The following is a 26999-nucleotide window of genomic DNA, read 5'->3' as shown; positions in this document are numbered from 1 at the left end:
AGCGCACGAAATTGCATGCAATCAAAAAACCGCACTTTGACGCGTCATACGCGGCTGACCAGGTTTTCCTGTACAGCTTCTGACTCGACGCTTGATCCAAGGCATTAATTCTTTCGAATAGAGTCAGGCGTCGCACTGATCGATGATGGGCGAAAGTTAATGTCGCGTAGCCATCACTTACTTCCCCATGCCGGTTTCGGGTCACCGCCAGTCTTTTGTGATTCGACACATTTTGTTTCAACGGAAAATCACTTGGATCCAACGTTCCGACCAACGGCATTATCTTTTAAAACCATGTTTTTCAATGCCTTAACTTGTGCATTTGTAATTATCTGAATCCCTTGTCAGATAACAGGCGACCTATACTTACACTCCCAATCTATGGTTCTCCCTATAGCCGTGGCCATACGCCGATGCACTAACAGGGAGTAGTAATGGACAACATCGTTATTGCCGACAAAGCCAGTTCGCAACTCACCGCGCAGAACTGGGGTAACGTTCAGCTCAATCAGCCTTCAGTTGTACAAATTCCGGCCCGGCCCGAACAACTGGCTTCAACCAGTCGCAGCGGTCAGGATTTGATCCTGAATCTGAAGTCTGGCGAGCAGATCAAAATCACCAATTTCTTTGTCACCAGCCCTGACGGTGTGGCCAACGACATCGTGTTCCAGGGTGATGACGCCACCCTGTGGCAGGCGCGCTACAACGCAGAACCCTTCAATGGCTTTACCTTCGACGAAATAGGCTCGCTCGACGAGTTGATCGCCGGTGTCGGCGTGGTTGACGGCGCCACCCCCGCATGGGCGATTGCCGGGCTCGGCCTGTTGGGCGCGGGCGGCGCGGCGGCGGCTGCGGGCGGTGGCGGAGGTGGCGGAGGCGGTGGTGGCGGCAACGGCGATGCGACGCCACCCGCCCCGGCCACCGGTCTGAGCTTGTCGGCTGGTGGCCGCTCATTGACTGGATTCGGCGAGCCCGGCAGCGTCGTGCAGGTGCGCGATGCGGCCGGCAATCTGCTGGGCTCCGGTACCGTCGGTGCCGACGGGCAATTCCAGATCGATCTGAACACTCCGCAAAACAACGGCCAACCCCTCGACGTGACGCTGACCGACGGTGCAGGCAATGTGTCCACACCGGGCACGGTGACCGCGCCGGACACCACTGCGCCTGCCGCTCCGGCCAATCTCAGCGTGAGCGCCGATGGCACGCGACTCGGTGGCAGCGGTGAAGCCGGCGCGACCATTCAAGTGCGCGCAGCCGATGGCAGCCTCTTGGCCAGCGCCGTGGTAGGGGCGGATGGCACCTTCAGCGTGACACTCAGCCCTGCACAAACCGGCGGTCAATCGCTGACCGTCAATGCCGTCGATGCGGCCGGAAATATCTCCACGGGCGCGACAATCAGCGCACCGGAGATCGTCGAACCGCAAACACCCGCCAATCTCGGTCTGAGCAGTGACGGAAGCCAGCTCAGCGGTACCGCCAGGGCCGGCACCACGGTCGAAGTACGGGCCGCCAATGGCGACGTGCTCGGGCGTGCCACGGTCGGCGCTGACGGTACCTTTACGGTGACGCTCAGCCCGGCGCAAGCCAACGGTGAAGTGATCAGCGTCGTCGCGCTCAATAGCGTCGGCGCGCAATCGCCTGCGGTGACATTCAACGCAGCGGACATCACCGGCCCCGCTGCCGCCACGGATGTATCCGTCAGCAGCGACGGCCTGTCTGTCAGCGGCCGTGGTGAACCCGGCAGCACGGTCAGTGTGACCAATGCCCAAGGCACTGTGCTCGGTACGGCACTGGTCGCGGCGGACGGTTCATTCACGGTGCCCCTCAACGCCGCGCAAATCGACGGTGAAGCACTCAGAGTGCAGCTCACTGACGCCGCGGCCAATCCTTCGCCGGCGGTGACCGTCACTGCGGGCGACCTCGACGGCCTGACGCAGCCCAGCAACATCAATTTGAGCGTGAATGGCGCGCAAATGAGAGGTCGCGGTCAGGTCGGTTCCACCGTGACTGTGCGCGATGCCAACGGTAATGTGCTCGGCTCAGCGGTGGTCGACGCCGACGGTACCTTCACCGTGCAATTGAGCCCGCCACAGAACAATGGCGAAACCCTGCAGATCAGCGCCAGCGACAGCGCGGGCAACACCTCCGCGCCGCTGACCTATGTAACCCCTGACACTCAAGGCCCGGCGCCACTGACGGGCGTCACCCTCGATGGCCAGGGACAGACGCTGACCGGTCAGGGTGAGGCCGGCGCGGCCATCACCGTGCGCGATCCGGCGGGCAATATCATCGGCACCGGCACGGTCGGCAGCGACGGCAATTTCACCGTCAACCTCTCGACGCCGCAGACCGATGCGCAACAACTGCAAGTGATTCAGACTGACGCGGACGGCAACCCGTCGGCACCGGTCAACGTCACGGCACCCGACCTGAGCACACCGGTGGCGGTCTCCGATGTCGACATTTCGGCGAACGGTGCCGTGGTCACCGGCGCGGGCCAGCCAGGCGCCACCGTGACTGTCACTGACGCAGGCGGCGTGGTCCTCGGATCCGCTGTCGTCGGCAACGACGGTCGTTTTGAAATCAATCTTTCCTCGCCCCAGACCAACGGCCAGAATTTGAACGTCGTGCAGACCGACGCCTCGGCGTCGGCATCGCCGGGGGTGCCGGTTCAGGCTCCCGATATCCAAGCCCCCAGCGCACCGGCGAATCTGGCGCTGGATCCGACGGGCAGCACACTCACCGGTACCGGCGAGCCCGGCGCTACGGTGTCGGTCAAGGACCTGGCCGGCAACACTCTGGGCACCGCAATTGTCGACGGCGACGGTGGATTTTCGGTCTCGCTGAACAGCCCGCAAACCAACGGTCAGCCGCTGCAAGTCAGCCAATCGGATGGTGTCAACGTTTCTCCCAGCACTCCGCTAACGGCGGCAGACACTACCGCTCCGCTGGCACCCGCTAATCTGCTCTTGAACAGCAACGGCGTGACACTGACCGGTACGGGCCAGGCTGGGAGCACCGTTACGGTGACCGCGCCGGATGGTTCGGTGCTCGGCACAGCGCTGGTGGCCAGCGACGGCAGCTTCACCCTCAACCTCAGCCCGGCGCAACTTGATGGCCAGGTGTTGAGCGTGATTCAGACCGATGCGAGCACCCTGCCCTCGCCGGCCACCCCGGTCAGCGCGCCGGACATCACCGCACCGCCAGTGCCCAGCGGGTTGATCATCGACCCGGCGGGTGCCACGGTCACCGGCACCACGCAGCCGAACAATACCGTCGAAGTGCTGGACGCCAACGGCAACGTCATCGGCACCGCAACCGCTGACGGCACGGGCGCTTTCACGGTCAACCTCGATACCGCGCAGACCAACGGCGAAGCCCTGCAAGTGGTGGTGTCGGACGGCACCCATGCTTCACTGCCGGGGACAGTCACCGCGCCGGACGACACCCCGCCAGCCGCCGTCAGCGATCTGGCGCTCAACCCGGCAGGCAATCAGGTTTCCGGCCTCGCCGAACCCGGCACGCTGGTCACCGTCAGCATTGCCGGCGGTGGCACGGTGTTGGGCACCGCGACGGCGGGTGCGGATGGCCGCTTCGTGGTGACCCTGAATCCACCGGCCGAGCCTGGCGGTAATCTGGAAGTGATCAGCACTGACGGCGGCGGCAACGATTCGCCGGCCGTACCACTGACCGGTCTTGACGGTAGCCAGGTCGCGACCCCGGACAATCTGGTCCTGAGCGCCGACGGATTCACCCTGACCGGCACGGGAACGCCCGGTTGCACGGTGACCGTGACCAACAGCAACGGCGATGTACTCGGGTCAGGCCTGATCAATGAATTCGGTAGCTTCACCTTGGTGCTCAATGCCAAGCAGATCAACGCGCAAGTGCTGCAAGTCACCGCGACCAGCCCCGACGGTGACGTGTCGGTGCCGGGCACGGTAACGGCGGCCGATGGCACGCCACCCGAGGCGGTGAGCAATCTGGTATTGAACGCCACCGGCAGTGCGCTGACCGGCCGTGGCGAAGCCGGCGCGACCGTCACCGTCACCGACAGCAACGGCACGGTGTTGGGCACCGCACTGGTTGCCAGCAATGGCAGCTTCAGCCTGACGCTGACGCCGGCGCAACTCAATGGCCAGTTGCTCACCGTGATCCAGAGCGACGCCGCTGGCAATCCGTCGCAGCCTGCGAGCCTCATCGCCACCGATCTGCAGCCGCCCGCCGCCGCAACCGGCGTCACCATCAACGATGTCGGCACCGTGGTCAAAGGCCAGGGCGAAGCCGGTAGCACCGTGACCGTGCGCGATGCCGCCGGCAATGTATTGGCCACCGGCGTGGTCGATCAGAGCGGCAACTTTCAGGTCACCCTGCCCAACGCACAGACCACCGGCGAGACCCTGCAAGTCACCCTGACCGATGCCAACGGCAACACTTCCACCGCTGCCGGCGTGCTCACCATTGACGGCACCCCGCCCTCCGCCGTGCAGAATCCGCTGATCAGCGCCGACGGCACTACGCTCAGCGGCACTGGCGAAGTCGGTGCGACGGTCAACGTCAGCAACGCCAGCGGCACGGTGTTGGGCAGCGCTGTGGTCGGCGCTGACGGTTCGTTCAGCGTGACGCTGGCGCCTGCGCCCACCAACGGTGAAGCGTTGGCGGTCAGCCAGACCGATGCTGCTGGCAATGTCTCGCCATCAACCAGCCTCAACGCGCCCGACATCAGCCCTCCGGCTGCACTGACACAGGTCGTGGTGAATGCCGACGGCGTGACCGTGACCGGTCATGGCGAGCCTGGCGCCACCGTCTCTGTACGCAGCGCCGACGGCACTGTGCTGGGTACCGCGCAGGTCGGCAGCGGCGGCGCATTCAGCGTCACGCTGAGCACGCCACAGCTGAATGCCGAGGTGTTGACGGTGACTCAGGAAGACCCGCCGGGCAACGTCTCCACGGCGGTCGACGTGATCGCGGTCGATCTGACCCCGCCAGCCATTCCGAGCGGCCTGACCTTGAACGCCGCCGGCGTGCAACTGGCCGGTAACGCCGAAGCTGGCAGCACGGTGACCGTGCGCGACAGTCAAGGCAACGTGCTCGGCACCACCACCGCCGCCGCCAATGGCACGTTCCAGGTGACACTCAATTCCGCGCAGGCCAACGGCCAGTCGCTGAACGTGACGGCGACGGACGCGGCAGGCAACCCGTCCGCCCCGGCCATTCTCAATGCCGCTGACACCACTGCGCCGGTGGTGGCGAACGATCTGGCGGTCAGCGCCAACGGTGCGACGTTGACCGGTATCGGAGAAGTCGGTGCCAGCGTCGAAGTGCGTGACGCAGGCGGCGCTCTGTTGGGTACCGCCACTGTCGGCAACAACGGCAATTTCAGCATCACTTTGTCGCCGGCGGCAGTCGCCGGTTCGACGCTTTCGGTGGTGCAGATTGATGCCGCCGGCAATTCCGGCCCGGCGACTCCAGTGACGGCGCCGGGCAATCTGGCGGAAAGCGCGCCAACCAATCTGGCCCTCAGCGCCGACGGCCTGACCCTGACCGGCTCCGCCACCGCTGGCAGCACCGTGAGCATTCGCAATGCCTCGGGCGTGTTGCTCGGCACTGCACTGGTCGCAGCGAATGGCACCTTCAGCGTGACTCTTAATGCGGCGCAACTCAACGGCGAGCAATTGTCTGCGGTGGCAACGTCGACTACGGGGATCAACTCGTCGCCTACCGACTACACCGCTGCCGACATCGCCGCCCCAACGCCACTCAGTGAACTCAGCCTCGCGCCGAACGGCATCGCCCTCACCGGACGCGGTGAAGCCGGCGCTACGGTGACCGTGCTTGGCACCGGCGGAGCGATCCTCGGCAGCGCAGTGGTGGCGGCCAACGGCACCTTCAGCGTGACCCTCAACCCGGCGCAAACCTCGGGCCAGACCCTGAGCCTGAGTCAGGCCGATGCCGCTGGCAACGAATCCAACAGCGTTAACCTGACCGCCCCGGATCTGCTCGCCCCCACCCCACCCACCGCCCTGGCGGTCAGCAATGACGGCAGTGTATTGACCGGCACTGGCGAGGCCGGGACCACAGTCAATGTGTTCAACGCCGCAGGAGCGCTGATCGGCACCGGCACCGTGAGCATCGACGGCAGCTTTGCGATCACCCTGACCACGCCGCAAGCCAACGGCCAGGCGCTGACCGTGTCGCTGACCGACGCAGCCGGCAATACCTCGGCGGCCACACCGTTCACTTCGGTCGACAGCACACCACCAGCGGCGGTGTCGCAACTGGGCATCAGCGGCGACGGCGCGACTTTGACCGGGCGCGGCGAACCGGGCGCGCAAGTGCGGGTCATCGACAGTGACGGCAACGTCCTCGGCACCGCACTGGTCAGCCCGACCGGTACCTTCACCCTGACGCTGGCCCCGGCGCTGAGCAATGCCGAAGTGATCAGCGTGGTGCAAGCCGACGCCACAGGCAACGACTCCCCTGCGGTGAGCCTGACCACCCCCGACTTCACGCCGCCCGACCCGCTGGCCAATGTCGACATCAACAGCTCGGGCGCGCTGGTCACCGGCACCGGCGAACCCGGCGCGACCGTGACTGTGCGTGATGCCAACGGCACCCTGCTCGGCACCAGCGTGGTGCTGGCTGACGGCTCGTTCAGCGTGACGTTGAACCCGCCGCAGATCAACGAACAGATCCTCAACGTGCAGCAGGCCGATCCCCCGGCAATGTCAGCGCCCCGGTGCCGGTCACCGCACCGGACCTGACCCCGCCCGCCACGCCTGTGAATTTGCAGATCAATGTGGCCGGCGACGTGCTCACCGGCCGTGGCGAAGTCGGCACCGAGGTCAGCGTAACGTTGACCGACGGCACAGTGCTGGGCACCGGCACGGTCGGCAGTGACGGGCTGTTCCAGATCACACTGCAACCCGCGCAAACCAACGGCGAAGCGATCTTCGTCGAGCTCGCGGATGCCGCCGGCAACACCTCGCCTGCCGGCACGCTGGTGGCTGCCGACAGCACGCCGCCAGCGGCGCTGACCGATGTGGCGATCGATGCCAGTGGCAGCCTGATCACCGGCTCCGGCGCGCCGGGCTCGCAAGTGGTGATTACCAACGTGGTCGGCACCATCGTCGGCACTGGCACCGTCGCAACTGATGGCAGTTTCAGCGTGACCCTGAATCAGCCGCTGCTCAACGGCGAAACCCTGTCGGTGATCCAGCGCGATGCCGCGGGCAACCCTTCGCCCGCAGCGCCGGTTACTGCGCCGGACGTGACAGCGCCGGCGGCGCCTACCGGGCTGCAACTCACGGCTGATGGATTGACGCTGACCGGCAACGGTGAAGCCGGCGCCACCGTGCGCGTGCTCAGCGCGACCGGCACGGTGCTGGGCTCCGCAACCGTCGCCGCCAATGGCTCGTTCAGCGTGACCCTCAACCCCGCGCAGGTGGACGGTGAGCAGCTGAGCGTCAATCAGACGGATCTGGCCTCCAACACCTCACCAACTGCGCCGGTGCAAGCAGGCGATACCACCGCTCCACTGGAAGTCGCCGACCTCAATGTCAGTCAGGACGGCCTGACCGTGACCGGCACCGGCGAGCCCGGAGCGCTCGTCACCGTGCGCGACGGTGCGGTGGTACTGGGCACCGCGACGGTAGCGGCAGACGGCAATTTCAGCGTCACGTTGTCCGCGGCGCAGCTCGATGGCCGCACGCTGTCGGTGGTTCAGGCCGACGCGAAAAACAACCTGTCCGAACCCGCTCTGATCGATGCGCCGGACAGCACCGCGCCGCTGGCGCCGACCGTCACGTCGTTGACTGCGGACGGCATTTTGCTCACGGGGACTGCCGAAGCAGGCAGCACCGTGACGGTGTTGTCGGCCAGCGGCACTGTGCTCGGCACTGCTGTGGCGTTGGTCAACGGCACCTACACCATCGAGCTTGATCCGCCGCAGACCAACGGCCAGGTGTTGTCGGTGATCGCCACGGATGAGGCGCTGAACACATCGCCAGCGCTGCCCTTCCCGGTACCCGACATCAGCGCTCCGGATGCCGTCACCGCTCTGACCATCAGCGGCGATCTGACCCAGCTCGCCGGGCGTGGTGAAGCCGGGGCCAGCGTCGAGGTGACCGACGCGCTCGGCACTGTCGTCGGCACTGCCACGGTCGCGGCCAACGGTACGTTCCTGGTCGACCTGGCGCCGGGCATCGCGGCCGGCCAGGTGTTGACCATCATTCAGACGGACGCGGCCAATAACGTTTCCGCTGATGCCATCCTGAACGTACCGGCTGTCCCGGCGCCGGACGCACCGGCCAATCTGCTCCTGTCGGACGATGGCGTGACGCTGACCGGCACCGCAGCAATAGGCACCACCATCAACGTTTTCGGCGCTGACAACAGCCTGATCGGCACCGGCATCACCGGTCCGGACGGCACGTTCAGTGTCATGCTGACGCCGGCGCAAACCAATGGCCAGAGCCTTGAGGTCACCGCCAACACGCCGCTGGGCGGCGCCTCGCTGCCCACCGAGATCACCGCCGACGACACCTCAGCACCTGCGCCACTCAGTGATCTGGCAGTGAATGCCAGCGGCACGCTGGTCAGCGGTCGCGGCGAAGTCGGCGCAACGGTGCGGATCACTGGCGCGGGCGGGGTGTTGCTGGGTGAAACGGTGGTGGCGGCGAATGGTACGTTCAGCGCGCAACTGAATGCGCCGCAGGTCAACGGCCAGCTACTCAATGCCACGCAGACCGATGTGGCCAATAACACCTCGCCGACGCTTCCGGTCACGGCGCCCGACTCTACCGCCCCGGCGGCACCGACCGCGCTGCTGCTCAGCGGCGCCGGGCTGGTGCTGGGCGGGCTCGGTGAAGCCGGCGCCCTCGTCACTGTGCGTGGCGCGGGAGGCACGGTGCTGGGCACGGCAACCGTGGCGGGCAACGGCACGTTCTCGGTGACTTTGTCCTCGGCGCAACTCAACGGTCAGCCATTGAGCGTCAGTCAGAGCGATGCGGCGGGCAATGTGTCGCCGTCGACCAACCTCAACGTCGCCGACACAACGCCACCGGCAGGATTGAGCAATGTGACCCTGAACGGCACCGGGCTGGCGGTCAGCGGTACGGGTGAAGCCGGCGCCACGGTCAGCGTGACCAACGCCGCCGGCACCGTGCTGGGCACTGCGGTGGTCAACGCCGGCGGTACCTTCACCGTGCAACTGTCCAGCGCCCAGCTCAACGGTCAACAGCTCAACGTCCAGCAGGCAGACCCGGCGGGCAATCTGTCGCCAGTGTTCAACCTGACCGCCAATGACACCCAGGCACCGGTCGCGGCGACCGGTCTGGCGCTGGCCGCCAATGGCCTGACCGTGAGCGGCACTGGCGAAGCGGGCGCGACGGTCAATGTCTATGGGCCGGGCGGCGCGCTGCTCGGCACCAGCACAGTGGGCAGCGGCGGCACCTTCAGTTTTAATTTGAACACCGCGCAACTGGATGGCCAGCTGTTGACCGTGCGCCTGGTCGATCCGGCCGGCAACCTGTCGCCGAACGCCAGCCTGACGGCGCCGGACGTTACCGCTCCGGGCGCTCCCACCGGAGTCAGCGTCAATGGCAGCGGTACCTTGCTCACCGGCATCGGTGTGCCCGGCTCGACCATCAGTGTGCGTGGCGTCGGCGGTGTGGTGCTCGGCACCGCGACCGTCGCGGCCAATGGCAGCTTCTCGGTGGTGCTGGCCTCGGCGCAGATCAACAGCCAGGTGCTCAGCGTCACTCAGGCCGACCCGAGCGGCAACGTCTCGGCAGCGGCGAGCACCACCGCGCCCGACCTGACGCCACCCGCTGCGGCGACGGCGCTGCTGGTCGGCGCCGACGGTCTGAGCGTCACCGGCACCGGTGAGGCCGGCGCGACCGTCACCATCAAATCGGCCAGCGGCACCGTGCTCGGCACCGGCACGGTCAACAACCTCGGGGTGTTCAGCATTGCCCTGAACAGCGCGCAGATCAACGGCGAAAAACTCACCGTCAACCTCAGCGATGCGCGCGGCAACGTCTCGGTTGCCGCGAATGTCACGGCGCCGGATATCGACGTCAACGCACCGGTGGTGGCCAGCGACAACCTTGCCGTCGGCACCGTTACCCTCGCCCCGGTCACCGCGTCGCAGACCTTCAACGACTCGTTCACTACACTGCTGGCCGGCTTCTCGAAAACCTTCACCTTCACCGTGGCCGGCGGCACGCAGCTTGATCCAACCCTGACGCTGACCACCAACAGCCTGATTTCGCTGCTCGACGGCGTGGTCTACACCTTGCAGGTGAAGAACGCCAGCGGCACCTGGGTCACCCTCGATGTCAACGGCAGCGGCGGTCTGCTCGACCTGATTGCCCTGACCGGGCAAGGCGTGCGGGTCGATATCGGTAATCTGCTCTCTGGGGACTACCGGTTGACTGTGTCGAGCACCGGCATCGGCGTGCTGACCACGGTCAACACCCAGCTGCAACTGGACGTCAACAGCCTGACCCAGTTCAACGGTATCGCCGGGCCGGCGGTGACCGGCAACGTCATCACCAACGTCGGCGTCGATGGCACCGCCGACCAGACGGGCCCGGACAACGGCGCGCAATTGCAGATCTTCAAGAACGGCGCCTGGGTCAGCGCCGGGGCCGGCACTACCGTGCAAGGGCTGTACGGCACGCTGACCATCGACGCCAACGGCAACTACAGTTACAAGCCCAACGGCAGCGTCAGCAGCGTCGGCAAGGTCGACGTGTTCAATTATCAACTGGTGCACCCGAACGGCTTGAGCGACACCGCCAATCTGTACGTGCGCATCGACAGCCCGCAAGCCACCGAAGTGTGGAACGACGCCAACCTTGGCAGCCCCGCGCTGGTGGTCGATGCCACGGCGGACATCGCGTCGACCGATGTCACACTGGTCAACCGCGAAGTCACCAGCAACTCCGCTCTCGGCACGTTCAACGTGTTGCTGGGCGGTGGCAGCGGCAACTACAACACCGTGGTCGCGGCAGACACCGTCAGCGACCTGACCGTGGTGGTCAATTCGAGCAACCTGCTGGCGCTGCTCGGTTCGATGACGGTGGGCCTGTACAAACTCAACACCGCGACCAACCAGTACGTGCTGGTCAAGAGCTACGGCGGCAACGCGCTGCTCAATCTCGGCGGTGGCAACTACGGGATCAAGTTCGACGACCAGACCGCCGGCACTTATCAGGTGCGGGTGGCGGTCGGCGGCCTCGGCCTGCTCACCAGCGTCAACACCAGCCTGATCAACGTCGCGACCTACACCAACCAGTTCGTGGTCGGCAGCTACACGCCGGTGTCGGGCAACCTGCTGACCGACACCGCAGGCGGCGGCGCCGATGTGCTGGGCTCGGTCTACACCCTGCTCAGTGTGCTGGTCGCCGGCAGTTACGTGGCGCCGGGTTACAACGGCGTCTCGCTGGTCGGCAACTACGGCACGCTGCTGGTGCAGGCCAACGGCAATTACACCTACACGCTCAAGGCCGGGCTGACCGATGCAGTGATCGGTCAGGAAGACACCTTCACCTATCAGCTCACTCACCCCAACGGCACGGTCGATACCGCCACATTGACCATCGACCTGAACAAGGCCGGCGCCTTCGCCAGCACCGCGTTCTCGGCGCTGGCCAGCGATGACCTCGGTCTGGCTCACGCTGCCGCCAGCGAGTTGATCCAGGGCACCGACGGCAACGACACCCTCGACGGCTCGCACGGCGGCGCCATTACCCTGCAAGGCGGGGCCGGCAACGACACGCTGATCATCGCCGACCAGCAGTTCACCTCGGTCGATGGTGGCAGCGGCACCGACACCCTGCTCTGGGCCGGTGGCGACGTGGCGATCAACCTCGGCGATCTGCAGAGCAAGATCCACAATGTGGAAATCCTCGACCTCAATCACTCCAGTGCGGTGTCACTGACGTTGAACCTCAGCGACCTGCTGGCGATCACTTCCTCTGACAACAACACCCTGTTGATCAAGGGTGATGACAAGGACAGCGTGCACATGACCGATGGCTGGGTCGCCGATGGCGCGCAGCAGGCCGACGGCATCGACTATGTTCAATACACGGCACAGGAGGATCCGAGCCACCACTTGTGGGTGCAAAACGGCATTCAAGTGGTTTGAAAAAAGGCATCGGCAACGTCCGTCTCTCAACAGTAAGGGAAGTCTGTGGAGTCAGTTTTTCGCCAGAAATGGCCGGTGGTCTTGCTGACCATCGGCCTCTACCCCGCGTTCACCGTCGACGTTCGCGCCGACGACAATCTCGACAGCCGCTTGCGCAGCATCAGCCCGGCGCAACTGCAACAACCGGCAGGCAATGACCGCCGTCAGCGCCCTGCCCCCGCTTCGAAGGCGTCCGCCGCTACGGACGCTTTGGGCCTGGAACAAGCCGTGCGCCTGGCCGTGGACTGGCATCCACGCATCGGCGAGGCCATCGGCACGCTGTTCCAGCAAGGCGAAGGCGTCAATGTCGCTGAATCCGGTTATTACCCGCAGGTCACCGGCGGCATCAAGGGCGGTTACACCAGCGGTTACGGTAGCGATGCCGGCAGCCAGTCGGTGAACATTTCCCTCAAGCAGATGCTCTACGATTTCGGCAAAGTGTCCAGCTCGGTCGACGCGGCCCGCGCTCGCGTGGCGCGTAGTCAGGCCGGAATTTTGTTGGCGATCGACGACGTGGCCCGCGACACCGCCAAGGCCTACATCGAAGTGCAGCGTTATCAGCGTCTGCTTGAGGTTGCCCGCGAACAGATTCAAGGCATCGGCGGCATCGTTGATCTGGCCAAACAGCGCAGCGACATGGGCGCCAGCACCCGTTCCGATAGGGTCCAGGCGCAATCTCGCGCCGAGGGCGCGACCGCGACGTTGCAGGAATTCAAGGCGCAGTACGCGCGTTGGCAAGCCACTTTGACCAGCCTGCTCGGACGGCGTACGCCGCCAGCGGTCAGCGAAGCAGCCGCGCCGACGCTGAGCCAGGCCTGTGATGCCTCGCAGATCTCCGACACTCTGCCCGCCGTTCTGCAAGCCGCCGCGCAACGCACCCAGGCCCAGGCCGAACTGGCACAGGCCAAAGCCGAAGCCTACCCGACCCTGTCGCTGCAACCGTCGGTCAATCAATACCTCGACGACCACTACGACGATCAGAACTCGCGCGCCGATCGCACCCAGGTCGGGATCTTCCTCAACCTCGAAGTGCCGATCTATCAGGGCGGCGCCATCAGCGCCCGCAGCCGCGCCGCCGGACATGCCTTGACCGCCGCGGACTCAGCCGAAGACTTCGCCCGCCTGCAAGCCCGCCAGGGTCTGGCGGAAGCCCAGGCGCAAACATCAGGCCTGAACCGGCGGCTGCGCTCGCTGGAATTCCGCCAGACCAGCATCACCGAGGCGCGCATGTTGTATGGCCGCCAGTACCTGGAACTGGGCACGCGGCCGCTGCTGGACTTGCTCAACGCCGAGCAGGAAATCCACCAGTCGCGCTTCGATCTGGTCAACACCCAGGCCGATCTGCAACGCCTGCAGATCGATTGTTTCTACAACAGCGGGGCGATTCGCCGGGTCTTCGGCATCGACCACAGCGCCATCCAGAATGTCGAGATCCTGCCATGACCGACGCCAGCATCACTATTCCCGAACCCGTGGCTGCCGAGGCGCGGGAAGATTATTCGCCGTGGCTGGAAGCGGTGCTCAAGGTCGCCCGCCACTATCGCCTCGATGTTTCCCCGGAAAGCGTGCGCCTGGCTTCGGTACACAGCGAAGGCCGTGTCGAAGAAGTCGTCCGGCACATGGCACGGCAGGCTGGACTCAGCGTCAAGTTCGCGGTGTTCGACAACAAGAGTCTGAGCCGTTGGCGCACGCCGCTGGTGGTGCAACTGCGCGACGGCCAAATCGGCGTATTGGAAAGCATCGGCGAGACCGGCGAACTGGGCATCGGCTTCAGTGGCGATCAAGGCCTGCAAAGCCGGATGGACACGGCGGTGCTCGCCGAACAGGCATTGCGCACGGTGATTCTGCGCCCGACCCAACCCGTCTCCGACGTGCGCACCAACGATTACATCAAGCCCTACGACGAACACTGGTTCCGCCGCATTGTCCTCACCGACTTGCGGCCGTACAGCCAGGTGATGATCGCCTCGCTGGTAGCCAATTTGCTGGGCATGGCCGGGGTGCTGTTTTCCATGCAGGTGTACGACCGGGTGATTCCGGCCGAGTCCCTGCCAACCCTGTACGTGTTGTTCGGCGGGGTGATGCTGGCGCTGCTGTTCGATTTCATCATGCGCATTCTGCGGCTGCGCATCACCGATGTGCTCGGCAAGCGCGCTGACTTGCGGGTGTCCGATCTGGTCTTCGGTCATGCGCTGCGCCTGCGTAATTCCGCCCGGCCAAAGTCCACCGGCTCGTTCATTTCGCAACTGCGCGAGCTGGAGCAGATTCGCGACCTGATCACCTCCAGCACCGCCACGGCGCTGGCCGACATGCCGTTTTTCCTGCTGTTCCTGCTGGTGTTCTATTTGATCGGCGGGCCGCTGGTGCTGATTCCGCTGGTAGCGCTGGTGTTCATGCTGCTGCCGGGGATCGTCGCGCAACCGCGTCTGGCCAAACTGGCCAATGCCTCGATGCGCGAAGCCGCGCTGCGCAACGCCATGTTGGTGGAAAGCATTCAAGGCCTCGACGACATCAAGGCGCTGCAGGCCGAGCAGCGCTTCCAGCAACAATGGAATCAGTACAACGCCGCCTCAGCGGACAGCAATCTGCGTTTGCGCACGCTGACCAACAGCCTGGTGGCCTGGACGCAGAATGTGCAGGGTGGCGTGTTTGCGCTGGTGATCGTGTTCGGCGCGCCGATGGTGATTGCCGGCGACCTGACCACCGGCAGCCTCGTTGCGGCGTCGATTCTGTCGTCACGGATGATGGGGCCGATGGCGCAACTGACCCACGTGCTCACCCGTTGGCAGCAAGCCAAGGTCGCCCTCGAAGGCTTGAACCGGATCATGCAGATGCCGGTCGATCATCCCGAAGGCAGTCAGCGCGTGCACCTGCCGGCGATTCGCGGCGACTACCGGATGCGCCAGGCGAGTTTCCGCTACAGCGAAGAATCGGCCCAAGCGCTCAACGCCATCGACCTGACCATCCGCCCCGGCGAGCGCATCGCCCTGCTCGGCCGCAACGGCGCCGGCAAGTCGACGTTGCTCCAGGCGCTGGGCGGTGCGATGGACCTGAGCAGCGGCGAAACCACGCTGGACGGCATCGCCATGGCGCATCTCGATCCGGCCGACCTGCGCCGTGACGTCGGCTTGCTGTCGCAACAGGCGCGGCTGTTTCACGGCACCCTGCGCGACAACATCACCCTTGGTGCCGGTCAGGCCAGCGATCAGGAAATCATCGCGGCGTTGAACGTTACCGGCGCGCTTGAGTTCGTCCGTCAGTTGCCCAAAGGCATGGACCACCTGGTGCTTGAGGGCGGCCTCGGTCTGTCCGGCGGTCAGCGTCAGAGCCTGCTGCTGTCGCGCTTGTTGCTGCGTCAGCCGCAAGTGCTGTTGCTGGACGAACCGACGGCGGCGCTGGATGACGTCACCGAGCGCCTGCTGCTGGAAAAACTCGCGACCTGGACCCAGGGCCGCACGCTGGTGGTCGCCACGCACCGGGTCAGCGTTTTGCAACTGGTCGAGCGGATCATCGTCCTCGACAACGGGCGCATCGTCATCGATGACCATCGCGATGCAGCGCTGGCGCGGTTGCGCGCCCCCGGCAAAGGAGTGGCGGTATGAAAACCATGATGACTGACGTGCCGGGCCCGATGTCCTACCTCGACGGTCGCGACGAGCGCGCCATTGCCGGAGGGGCCAAAGTGATTTGGGGCTGCGCATTGATGCTCGCCTGCTTCATCGGCTGGGCGGCGTGGTTTGAAGTGGTCGAAGTCTCGACCGGCACCGGCAAGGTCGTGCCGAGTTCTCGCGAACAGGTGATTCAGTCGATGGAGGGCGGCATTCTCGAGCAACTGCATGTCAGCGAAGGCGCCTTGGTCGAGCGCGGGCAGATTCTCGCCCAACTGGACCCGGTGAAGAACCAGTCCAACGTCGGCGAAAGTGCGGCCAAGTACCGCGCGGCGCTGGCCAGCGTCAATCGCTTGCAGGCCGAAGTCAGCGAAAAACCGCTGACCTTCGATCCCTCGCTGCAGGACTTTCACGAGCTGATCCGCGCCGAAACCGAGCTCTATCAGACCCGCCGCAAAGGCCTGGCAGAAACCCTCGACGGCATTCAGAGCTCGTTGAAACTGGTGCGCAGCGAACTGGCAATCACCGAAAACCTGGCGAAGATCGGCGCCTCGAGCCGGGTCGAAGTCTTGCGTCTGACCCGCCAGCGCTCCGAGCTGGAACTGAAGGCCACCGAAGCGCGCTCCGACTACATGGTGCGCGCCCGCGAAGATCTGGCCAAAGCCAACGCCGAGGCGCAGATGCTCGAAGCAGTAATCCGTGGACGCACCGACTCGCTGTCACGCCTGACCCTGCGTTCGCCGGTGCGAGGGATCGTCAAGGACATCGAAGTCAGCACCATCGGCGGCGTGATCGCGCCCAACGGCCAAGTCATGCAGATCGTGCCGCTCGATGAACAACTGCTGATCGAAACGCGCATCTCGCCGCGCGACATTGCCTTCATTCATCCGGGCCAGGCGGCCAAGGTCAAGATCACCGCTTACGACTATTCAATCTACGGCAGCCTCGACGGCGAAGTGGTGACGATCTCCCCGGACACGATTCAGGACGAAGCCAAACCGGAGATTTTTTATTACCGCGTGTTCATCCGTACTGCCTCGGATGAACTGCGCAACAAGGCCGGCAAACGCTTCGCCATCGTCCCCGGGATGATCGCCACGGTGGACATTCGCACCGGCGAAAAAACCGTGCTCGACTACCTGATCAAACCGCTCAACCGCGCCCGCGAAGCGTTGCGCGAACGCTGATCAGCGGCTGGCCAGCTTGGTCGCCGGCGGCACGCTCGGCGCGAGGCTGGCCTGATAGCGCGTCCACTCGCGATTGATTTCCGCGTAGGGCAGGAAAATGCTCACGCGCGGTTGATCCAGCAAGTCTTTGCGCTTGAGGCGGCTGACGTCATCACGGGTGAGAAACGCCACGTTGATGCCGACCACCTTGCCATCGGCAGAAAACACCGGCCCGCCGGACATGCCCTTGGCCAGCGCGCCATTGTGGGTACCGTAAAGCACGTTGCCCTCTTTGACATCGAGGCGAACCATCGCCGGCAACGCCTGGCCGGTGCCCTTGACCGACATGTACAACGAGTTGAAGCCCACCGACGTCAGCTCCTCACCCGGCTTGTAGCCGCGCCACGTCGGCACGCTGCCAGCCTTGTGCCGGAAGAACTGCACATCGGCCTGGCCCTTGAACACCGCACCCGGCAGATACGGAATGTGCTTCACCGTCACGGCGTAATCTTCATTCCATTGCACAGCCGAACCCATCAGCACGTAAGGCAAAGGCGCGCCGGAGTGAACGACAAAGGCTTGGTCTAAAACAGGATCCTGAACAAAAGCGACTGGCATTCCATTGCACCCGCTGAGCAGCATCGACGCTGCAACAAGTGACTTGAGGGGGCGCATTTTCGGCACATCATGAAGTGAGGGAAGGTGCTGCAATATGTCATTGCGCCATTACTTCTAGCAATAGCCTGAGACTACCGCTTGTCTACTAGCGATATAGTGAGTAAATGATTGGATCCAAGGATTAACAGCGAAACGGCTAACTGCGTCGAACTTCTTCGAAAATCGCAAATACGGGTGCGCCACAGATGGGCACGCCCGCATTCTCGAATTCCCTACGCCGTATTCGACCTCTTCGCTTGGCCCTCCTTCTCCGCCCGAATCCTGAACCAGATCGCATACATCGCCGGCAAGAACACCAACGTAATAATCGTCCCGACAAACGTGCCGCCAATCAGCGTATACGCCAGCGTGCCCCAGAACACCGAGTGCGTCAGCGGGATGAACGCCAGAATGGCCGCCAGTGCGGTCAACAGCACTGGCCTGGCCCGTTGCACGGTGGCTTCGACCACGGCGTCGAAAGGCGCGAGGCCTTCTTGCTCGTTGTGATGAATCTGCCCGATCAGGATCAGCGTGTTGCGCATCAGAATCCCCGACAGCGCAATCAACCCGACCAGTGCGTTGATGCCGAATGGCTGGTTGAAGATCAGCAGCGTCGGCACCACGCCGATCAAGCCTAATGGCGAGGTGAGGAAGACCATGATCATCGCCGAGATCGAGCGCACCTGGACGATGATGATCAGCAGCGTCACGGCGATCATGATCGGCAGCAGCGGCAAGATCGCTTTGCCGGCCTTGCCGGATTCCTCGATGGCGCCGGCCTGTTCGATCCGGTAACCGGAAGGCAGTTGTGCAATGATCGGCTGCAACTGCTGAATGATCACCCCGGAGACATCCGGTGGCTGCAAGCCTTCGGCGATGTCGCCGCGCACGGTGATGGTCGGGGTGCGATCGCGGCGCCGCAGGATCGGATCTTCCATGCGCACTTCGACCTTGCCGATCTGCGACAGCGGAATGCGTTGCCCCGCTGCGCCGACCAGGGTGAAGCCTTCGATCTGCGCCGGGTCCAGGCGGATGTTGCCCGCCGCACGGCCAACCACCTGCACCGAACGGATATCCTCACGAACGGCGGTAATCGGCACGCCGCTGAGCAAGAATTGCAACTGCTGGGCCACGGCGCTGGAGGTCAGCCCGACCGCCTGCAAGCGATCCTGATTGAGGTGGAAATGCAGGGTCGGCGTCAGCGGCCCCCAGTCGGTGTTGACGGTGCGCATCATCGGGCTGTCCTGCATCACGCTGCGGACCTGCTCAGCGATGTCGCGCAACTTTACCGGATCGGGACCCATCACCCGGTAGGCTACCGGGAACGGCGAATACGGGCCGAAGACGATTTGCGTGGCACGCACGCGCGCTTCCGGGGCGAGGCCTTGAGCAACGGCTTCGCGCAAACGCAACTTGAGGGTTTCGCGGGCGTCCTGGTTGTCCGTCAGCACGACGATTTTGGCGAATGACGGGTCCGGCAACTCGGGCGCCATGGCGAGGAAAAACCGTGGCGCACCCTGGCCGATATAGGCCGTGACGATTTTCGCCTCTGGCTGTTTTTGCAGCCACGCCTCGACTTTGGCCGTGACGGCGCTGGTCTGCTCGATCGCGGTGCCGTAGGGCATTTGCACTTCGATCATCACCTCAGGACGGTCAGAGGTCGGAAAGAACTGTTTTTTCACCAGCCCCATGCCCGGGATCGCGACGACAAACAACGCGACAACCGTACCCGCCACCAGCCATTTACGGGTGATCACCCACGCCAGAATTTTGCGGAAGCGGTTATAGCGCGGCGTGTCGTAAATCGCCGCGTGTCCGCCTTCGACTTGCTTGATCTCCGGCAACAGCTTCACCCCCAGATACGGCGTGAAAGCCACCGCAACGACCCACGAAGCGATCAACGCGATGCCGACAATCCAGAACATGTTGCTGGTGTATTCGCCCGCCGTGGACTGGGCGAAACCGTTCGGCAAAAAGCCTATCGCCGTCACCAGCGTACCGGCCAGCATCGGCGCCGCCGTATGGCTCCAGGCATAGGCCGAGGCCTTGATGCGGTCGTAGCCCTCCTCCATTTTCACCACCATCATTTCAATGGCGATGATCGCGTCGTCGACCAGCAAGCCCAGCGCGAGAATCAACGAGCCGAGGGTAATCCGGTCAAAGTTTTTGCCAGTGGCGGCCATCACCACAAAGACGATCGCCAGGGTCAACGGCACCGCCGCGGCGACCACCACGCCGACGCGCCAGCCCATGCTGAGAAAGCACACGAGCATCACCACCAGCAGCGCGACGAAGAACTTGACCATGAACTCGCCGACCGCCGAGTCGATATTCACCGCCTGATCGGTGACTTTCGACAGGGTCATGCCCAGCGGCATTTCTGCGTTGATGTTGAGCGTTTCGGCATCCAGCGCCTTGCCCAGATCCAGACCGTTCCAGCCCTCGCGCATGATCACGCCGAGCAGTAGCGCTTCTTCGCCGTTGTTGCGCACCAGAAAGGTCGCCGGGTCTTCGTAGCCGCGCTCGACCGTGGCCACATCGGAGAGCATCAAGGTTCGCCCCTGCGCGACAACCGGCGTATCACGGATTTTCTGCAAGGTGTCGAACGCGCCATCGACCCGGACAAAGATTTCCGGCCCCTTGGTTTCGACCGATCCGGCGGGGGTCAGCACGTTCTGATTGTTCAGTGCAGCGAAGATGTCCTGCGGCGACAGGCCTAGCGTCGCCAGGCGATCATGGGAAAACGAGACGAAGATGCGTTCGGCCTGCTCGCCGATGATGTTGACCTTTTTCACCCCCGGCACATGCAACAGGCGCTGGCGCAAAGACTCCGCATCGCGCACCAGCAAGCGCTGCGGCTCGCCCTTGGCCTTCAGGGCGAACAGCGCGAACGTCACGTCGGAAAACTCGTCGTTGACCATCGGCCCGATGACACCGGCCGGCAGTTTGATCGCTTCGTCGTCGAGTTTCTTGCGTGCCTGATAAAACTCTTCCTGCACCTGCGACGGTGGCGTGCTGTCGAGCAGCGACACCATGGTGAACGCCAGCCCTGGTCGGGTGTAGGTTTCCGTGCGGTCGTACCACTTCAGTTCCTGCAAACGCTTTTCCAGCGGTTCGGCGACCTGGTCTTGCATCTCCCGCGCGGTCGCGCCCGGCCATGCGGTGATGACGGTCAGTTGCTTGACCGTGAACGGTGGATCTTCGGCCCGGCCCAATTTGAAGAACGCCAGGGTGCCGGCGACGGCGATCAGAAAAATCAGGAACACCGTGATAGCGCGTTGGTGCACGGCAATGGCGGAAAGGTTGAATCGACCCTCGCTCATGGACGACTCCCGGCAACCTGGGCGTCATCGCCGGCCAATAATCGAACGTCCTCGCCTTCGTGCAGCAGATGCGCGCCGAGCGCAACGATCGGCTCACCGACACTGAGTTCGCCAGCGATGCGTGCCGAATCGTCACTCAACCCCAACACCTCGACAGCGCGCCAGGTCACTTTCGCTGGTGTACCGGCAATAGCCCACACGCCGGGGCCTTTGCCTGGGTTGTACAGCGCCGCGATCGGAACCTTCAGCGCCTGTTTTTGTGCGGAACCTTGGGCGATATCAACGGTGACGGTCGAACCGATCGGCGCATTGGCGAGTTTGCCTTCGAGCACATAGCGCGCCTCGAACGTGCGCGTGGCGGGGTCGGCGGAATCGGACAGCAGTCGGAGTCTGGCGCCGACGGCCGTCGCCGAATCACCATACAGTTTTGCCTGGGCGGCGGAGCCTGCTGCGGGGCGCAAGGTCTCCGGCAGATGAACAATGGCTTCACGCTGACCCGCGCGCGCCAGTCGCACCACTGGTTGTCCAGGGCTGACAACTTGCCCTGGCTCGACGAGAGTCTCCACCACCACACCGTCGGCGTCCGCTACCAGCACCGCATAACCCGAGGCGTTGCGCGCGACGTCCGCTTGGGCGACGGCGGCGCTGAGTTGCGCCTTGGCGCTGTCGGCAGCGGCTTTGATCTGGTCGTAGGCCGAGGCCGAGATCGCCCCGGCGGCGACGAGTTCGCGGTTGCGCATTTCGTCATCGGCGGTCTGTTTGGCCCGGGCGCGGGCGGCGGTGACCGCTTCTTGCTGCGCTCGCGCCTGCAGGCCGAGGTCGATCGGGTCGAGGCGCATCAGCGGCTGCCCACGCTTGACCGTCTGACCGGTGTCGACCAGTCGCTCAAGCACCTTGCCCGAAACGCGAAAGCCCAGGTCGCCCTGCACCCGCGCCGCCACGACACCGGTGAATGACCGCGAACCATCCTCGGCAAGTTGCACGACCGCCGACCTTACCAGTGGCGCAAGGGTGCGCGGGTCTTTTGTCGTGGCAGCATCACCGCACGCCGTCAGGACGAGGGGCAGCACACAGGCTGCGAAGGGAAAGGGTCTGAGCCGGCGCATGGAATTCCTTTACTAAAATAGGATGACCATCATATTCTCAGTCTTGTGACCAATATCGTCAACAGTCACTAACCGCTAGATTTTGCTTCGCTCGGTTGAGCGTTGCCAAGCCCACACAGGAATTCCCATGCACCTCCTCCGCCCCCTCACTCTTTTGCTCAGCGTCGGTTTGGTCGCGGGTTGCGCGGTCGGCCCTGACTACCAGCGCCCCGCCGCCCCACTGCCGGAGCATTACCAGCGCCAGCCTGCCATGGCCGGGTCTGCAGCCAGCCTTGTCACTTGGTGGGAAAGCTTCAATGACCCGCTGCTGAACGGCTTGATCAATCAGGCACGGGCGCAGAACCTCGACCTGGCGCAGGCCACCGCGCGAGTCACACAGGCACGCGCCGGGCTGGGCGCCGCGAACGCCGCGCTGCTGCCCTCGGCAAGTGTCAACGGCCAGGCCGCACGCGCTTACCAATCGGTGGAGACGCCACTCGGCCAGGTGCTGAATTCATCGCCCGGCTATGACCGCTACGGCAGCTCCTATGAGGTCAATCTCGAGGCTGGCTGGGAGCTGGATGTGTTTGGCGGACTGCGCCGAGACCGCGAGGCTGCGCTCGCCGAGTACCAGGCGTCCGCCGCAGGACTCAGCGCGACACGCCTGGCGATCGCGGCGCAAACGGCGGACACCTACGTCACCCTGCGCGGCTTGCAGACGCGCCTGGACATTGCCCATCAACAGGCCAAAACCCAGCGCGAGATGTTGGAAAAAGTCCGTTTGCTCTACAGCAAGGGCCTGGCGGCGAGCTATCAGGTGCGGCAGATCGAAGGCGAGCTGGCGCAAGTCGAAGCAAGCGTGCCGGTACTGCAAACCGGCGTGGACGCGGCAATCAATGCCATGGACGTGCTGCTTGGCACACCTGTCGGCACCCATCGAAGCCAATTGGCGCGCGCCGCAAGCATCCCTGCCGCGCCGCCGCTGACAGCATTGGGCACGCCTGCCGACTTGTTGCAGCGCCGGCCGGACCTGATCGTCGCCGAGCGGCGACTGGCGGCTGCCAACGCGCGCATCGGCGCCGCCATGGCCGAGTACTACCCGAAATTTTCCCTCGGTGCCTTGCTCGGCAGCGCAACGGCGGTGTCCGGCGGCAACCTGTTTTCCAGCGGCGCGAGCCAGTCCGCCGCCCTGCTCGGCCTGCGCTGGCGGCTCTTTGACTTTGCGCGCATCGACGCGCAGATCGATCAGGCCAAAGGCCAGGAAGCCGAAGCGTTGGCCGCGTACCGCCAATCGATACTGCGCGCCACGGAAGATGTGGAGAACGCGCTGTCGGCACAGGTCAATCGGCAGGCCCAGGCCAGCACCCTTGGCGCCGGCGAAGCGGCGTTGACCGAGGCTCGGCAATCGTCGTTCAGTGCTTATGAGAAAGGCGCCGCCAGCCTGATCGATGTGCTGCGCGCGGACCAGACCTTGCTGCAAACCGCCGATGCCCGAGCGCAAGCGCAAACCGAATCAACCCGTGCGGCGGTGGCGTTGTTCAAATCGTTGGGCGGTGGCTGGCAACCCGCCGAGCCCTCGCCCGTCGCGGCGCGCTGAGTCGCTGCGACAGGCGAAATCGAGCGGGCCGTAAATCAGGCCCGCCCTGCACCGCACTGCTGGATCAGAAGCGGTAGCCGACAGACGTGCCGAGTCCGCTGGCGCTGTTGCGGTATCGGGCGCTGTATGCACCTTTGCCGGCTGCGGTGCGGTTGATATCGACGCTCTCCTCCTGCAGGTAGGAATAGGCCACATCGATGGTGACATTCTCCGCTGGCGTCCAACCGGCACCGAGGCTGAACACCTTGCGATCACCGGTGGGAATGCGCGGCCCACGGTCGGTGTTGTTGGCCGGCGACTGATCCACCGAGAACCCGGCACGCAGCACCCATTGGTTGTTCAGTTGATACGCGGCGCCGATCGCATGCGCCCAGGTGTCGTGCCAGTTCTGTTCTTCGCTGATGGTGCCCAACTGGCCGCTGAGCAACGGCGGCAAGCCGCTGTTTTCGATGGTCAGTTCCTTGAAGCGGCTCCAGCGCGTCCAGGTGCTGCCGGCATACAGCGTCCAGTCGTGATTGAGCTGATGGGTCACCGAAAAGTCCACCGACTCGGGGGTGTCGACGTCCAGCGAGGCGTCGTAGCTGCGGCCACTGACGCCAAGCAGATTGAAGATGCCATCGCTGACTTTGGTTTTTGCATCGAGGTGATAACTGACCTTGGAATGATAGGTCAGGCCCAGACGTGTTTGCTCGGTCGCCTGGACCATCACGCCTGCGTTAAAGCCAAGCGCGGTGTCGTCGCCAGTGCTTTTGACTTTGCCGTCATTGCGCCCGGGGCTCAGCGGGTTGGCGACCATCCCCGACAACTCGCCACTGATGCGGTTGATGGTCGGGCCGAAGCCGATCGACACCTTGTCGTTGAACGCATAGCTGATGGTGGGCTGAAACGTCAGCGTGGTGACTTCGCTTTTATTGGCGTAATAGCGCCCGGCAAAACCGCTGTCGTAGTCGGTGATCAAGCCAAACGGCACATAAAACCCGACACCGAAGGCCCAGTGCTCGTCGATCGGTTTGACGTAATAGCCCATCGGCACCGTGGTGGTCGGCACCATATCGCCGTCTTCCTTGCCGCCGAAGGTACTGCGGGTGTGGCTGATATCGGATTTGGCGAACAGCGTCGCCTGCCCCACGCTCACCTGCTCTCTTTTCAGCCGCGCCATGCCCGCCGGATTGCCGAACACCGTGCTGGCGTCTTCGGCGGACGACGAGCGACCGGCAAACCCCGAGCCCATGCCGCTGACGCTTTGCTCGTTGAGTGCGAACCCCCCGCCAGCCCATTGGAAGACGCGAGCACGACCGCCAGCCCGAGGGGATGCTTGAGTATTGTTTTTTTCATTATCAGGACTCTATGGGTGTTTCTGAATGGAACATGAAGAACTGCAGCGGCCCATATTATCCATGTGACCATATCCGTCAAAAGTCACTTTTTGAATGTGCTGGATATGTTCTCGATGCGAGTTCGCGTCGAGAACATGAATTGCGTTGGAAGAGGATCAGCGCAGCATCAAGGCATCAGGCTGCGCAGAATCAGGTTCGAGGTCAGCGTCGGCGCCACCTCAATGAAATCCAGGTTGTGTTGCAGCATCAGCGGATTGACGAAGGGCCGCAGCGCCAAGTGGATCGATTCGACGGTTTCGTCCAGCGGTGTCTTGCGTTCGAACTCACCGGCCGTGCGCCCGTCACGCACTATATCAGTGATAAAGCCTTTGATCCGGGCGTCGTAACGCTGGGCGCTGGGCCAGTTTTCGCCGGCGGCGAAGGCCGCGATGTCGTAGAGCTTGCGGTCGGTGAAGAACAGCTCGACACCCGTGGCAATCACGGTTTTGACCAACTGGCGGAAACGCTCGGTCGATGACAGCCCGTCTGCGTTGATTGCCAGTTCCACCGCCGCCACGATCTGCCCCAGGCAGTTGCCGCAGATGGCCTCGCCGATCGCCTGCTTGGAATCGAAGAACTTGTAGATGTACGCCTTGGAAAAACCGATGGCCTTGGCCAAGTCCGATACGGTGGTTTTGCCGTAGCCATACTGGCTGAAATGCTCGTTGGCCGCCGCGACGATCTGGTCACGAATGTCGTGATCGACCGGGCCACGCGGGCCGGGGAAGGATGAGGAAGCTGAGGTCTGGTTCATCCCGGCAGCTTACTCACCTGCTAGTGGGCTGACAACTGAGCCTCCACGATCACCTCACCCGTCACCACGCCGCCTGATAAATCGCCAGCGCGTCGGCTTCGCTGACTGCTCGCGGGTTATTCACCAGCAAGCGTTGCTGCTGCATCGCGTCACGCGCCAGTTGCCCGAGGCAATCTTCCGGCACGTCGACATCGCGCAGACGATGGGGCAAGCCGCAGCGCGGCGCCAACTCGGCTAGCTCCACAATCAACTGTTGCGCCTGGCGGTGACGATCGCCGATACGCAGTCGCTCGCCGAGCAACGGCACGGCCAGCTCGGCGTAATCCGCCTCGGCCACTGGCAGGTTGAAGCGCAGCACATGCGGCAGCACCAGCGAGTTGGATAAGCCGTGAGGAATGTGAAAATGCCCGCCCAATGGATAAGCCAAAGCATGCACCGCCGCCACCGGTGCATTGGCAAACGCCTGCCCGGCAAGACACGCACCCAGCAGCATGGCCTGCCGTGCGTCGAGGTTGCCACCGTTGTGCACCGCTTGGTCCAGATGGGTCGCCAGCAGGCGCAACGCCTCGCGGGCGAGCAGACTGGACAGCGGGTTGCGCTTGAGCTTGCTGGTGTAGGCCTCGATTGCGTGAACCATCGCGTCGATCCCGGTGGCTGCCGTGACCTGCGGCGGCAGGCCGAGGGTGCACACCGCGTCGAGCACGGCGAGATCCGGCAGCAACAATGGCGAGACGATGCCCATTTTGCTGGTTTCGCCGGTGGTGACGATGGCGATTGGCGTGACCTCCGAACCGGTGCCCGCAGTGGTCGGCACCTGAATCAGCGCCAGCCGTGGGCCCTTGGCCTGATCGACACCGTACAACTGATTGAGCGTTTGGCTGTTGCCGGGATGGGCGAGTAATGCGACCAGTTTGGCCACGTCCATCGAACTGCCACCGCCAAACCCGACGATCAGGTCAGCGCCGATATGCCGGGCGCGATCGACTGCCGCGAGTACGCAGTGTTCATGAGGGTCGGCACTCACGTCACTGAAAATCGCCACCGCCACTTTTGCTGCGCTGAACCCCGGCAGCACGTCATCGAGCAAGCCGAGCCGGGCGATCCCCGGATCGGTGACAATCAACACCCGACGGGCACCACGCTCACGGCACAGACTGGCGAGTCGCTGGGCGGCGCCGGCTTCGCAGAGAATTTGCGCGGTGGTGGCAAAGCTGAAGGATTGCATCGGCACGACTCC

Annotated in this window: 9 protein-coding genes and 2 pseudogenes; 5 read left to right on the top strand and 6 right to left on the bottom strand. The window is 64.0% G+C overall.

Going from position 1 to position 26999, the window contains the following annotated elements:
• Positions 1 to 434 precede the first annotated feature (434 nt).
• The 4 genes and pseudogenes from M0746_RS29425 (at position 435) to M0746_RS10250 (ending at position 16991) form a co-directional block, all read left to right on the top strand.
• Positions 435 to 12157 (top strand): annotated as a pseudogene (locus M0746_RS29425) (BapA/Bap/LapF family large adhesin).
• A 45-nt stretch (positions 12158 to 12202) separates the two neighbouring features.
• Entirely contained in the window at positions 12203 to 13639 is a 1437-nt protein-coding gene (locus M0746_RS10260) for a TolC family outer membrane protein (RefSeq protein WP_258449067.1), read from the top strand.
• Positions 13636 to 15798 carry a type I secretion system permease/ATPase gene (locus tag M0746_RS10255; RefSeq protein WP_258449066.1) on the top strand — a complete coding sequence of 721 codons (2163 nt, stop codon included), beginning with the start codon at positions 13636 to 13638 and terminating at the stop codon, positions 15796 to 15798. The genes M0746_RS10260 and M0746_RS10255 overlap by 4 nt, the downstream gene beginning before the upstream one ends.
• Positions 15799 to 15803: 5 nt before the next feature.
• Complete coding sequence (locus M0746_RS10250) at positions 15804 to 16991, top strand: HlyD family type I secretion periplasmic adaptor subunit (RefSeq protein WP_446731295.1); 1188 nt, start codon at positions 15804 to 15806, stop codon at positions 16989 to 16991.
• Here M0746_RS10250 and M0746_RS10245 read toward each other — a convergent pair whose 3' ends face one another.
• From M0746_RS10245 to M0746_RS10235, 3 genes are all read right to left on the bottom strand, one after another.
• Entirely contained in the window at positions 16992 to 17495 is a 504-nt protein-coding gene (locus M0746_RS10245; protein ID WP_258449065.1) for a serine protease, read from the bottom strand.
• Between the two features lie 365 nt (positions 17496 to 17860).
• Positions 17861 to 20950 (bottom strand): efflux RND transporter permease subunit, encoded by a 3090-nt coding sequence (locus M0746_RS10240; protein WP_258449064.1) that lies wholly within the window; start codon positions 20948 to 20950, stop codon positions 17861 to 17863.
• Positions 20947 to 22056 (bottom strand): efflux RND transporter periplasmic adaptor subunit, encoded by a 1110-nt coding sequence (locus tag M0746_RS10235; RefSeq protein WP_258449063.1) that lies wholly within the window; start codon positions 22054 to 22056, stop codon positions 20947 to 20949. The genes M0746_RS10240 and M0746_RS10235 overlap by 4 nt, the downstream gene beginning before the upstream one ends.
• 127 nt (positions 22057 to 22183) lie before the next feature.
• On the opposite strand from M0746_RS10235, the gene M0746_RS10230 reads away from it, so the two are divergent.
• Positions 22184 to 23632, top strand: a complete 1449-nt coding sequence (locus tag M0746_RS10230; protein ID WP_258449062.1) for an efflux transporter outer membrane subunit — start codon at positions 22184 to 22186, stop codon at positions 23630 to 23632.
• Positions 23633 to 23696: 64 nt separating this feature from the next.
• Here the strand turns inward: M0746_RS10230 and M0746_RS10225 are convergent.
• The 3 genes and pseudogenes from M0746_RS10225 to M0746_RS10215 all read right to left on the bottom strand — a co-directional run bounded on the left by M0746_RS10225 (position 23697) and on the right by M0746_RS10215 (position 26987).
• Positions 23697 to 24967 (bottom strand): annotated as a pseudogene (locus tag M0746_RS10225) (OmpP1/FadL family transporter).
• Between the two features lie 168 nt (positions 24968 to 25135).
• Positions 25136 to 25762 (bottom strand): TetR/AcrR family transcriptional regulator, encoded by a 627-nt coding sequence (locus tag M0746_RS10220; protein WP_258449061.1) that lies wholly within the window; start codon positions 25760 to 25762, stop codon positions 25136 to 25138.
• 61 nt (positions 25763 to 25823) lie between these two features.
• Positions 25824 to 26987 (bottom strand): iron-containing alcohol dehydrogenase, encoded by a 1164-nt coding sequence (locus tag M0746_RS10215; protein ID WP_258449060.1) that lies wholly within the window; start codon positions 26985 to 26987, stop codon positions 25824 to 25826.
• Positions 26988 to 26999 lie beyond the last annotated feature (12 nt).

The organism is Pseudomonas sp. S11P7 (genome assembly GCF_023195435.1).
Classification (GTDB): Bacteria; Pseudomonadota; Gammaproteobacteria; order Pseudomonadales; family Pseudomonadaceae; genus Aquipseudomonas; species Aquipseudomonas fluorescens_G.
This window is presented reverse-complemented; position numbering and strand designations above follow the sequence as displayed.

What these genes read in the sequence shown, in the direction of transcription:
- M0746_RS10255 (WP_258449066.1), top strand. Translation starts at nt 13,636, where the DNA reads ATGACCGACGCCAGCATCACTATTCCCGAACCCGTGGCTGCCGAGGCG.
- M0746_RS10250 (WP_446731295.1), top strand. Translation starts at nt 15,804, where the DNA reads ATGATGACTGACGTGCCGGGCCCGATGTCCTACCTCGACGGTCGCGAC.
- M0746_RS10240 (WP_258449064.1), bottom strand. Translation starts at nt 20,950, where the DNA reads ATGAGCGAGGGTCGATTCAACCTTTCCGCCATTGCCGTGCACCAACGC.
- M0746_RS10235 (WP_258449063.1), bottom strand. Translation starts at nt 22,056, where the DNA reads ATGCGCCGGCTCAGACCCTTTCCCTTCGCAGCCTGTGTGCTGCCCCTC.
- M0746_RS10230 (WP_258449062.1), top strand. Translation starts at nt 22,184, where the DNA reads ATGCACCTCCTCCGCCCCCTCACTCTTTTGCTCAGCGTCGGTTTGGTC.
- M0746_RS10220 (WP_258449061.1), bottom strand. Translation starts at nt 25,762, where the DNA reads ATGAACCAGACCTCAGCTTCCTCATCCTTCCCCGGCCCGCGTGGCCCG.
- M0746_RS10215 (WP_258449060.1), bottom strand. Translation starts at nt 26,987, where the DNA reads ATGCAATCCTTCAGCTTTGCCACCACCGCGCAAATTCTCTGCGAAGCC.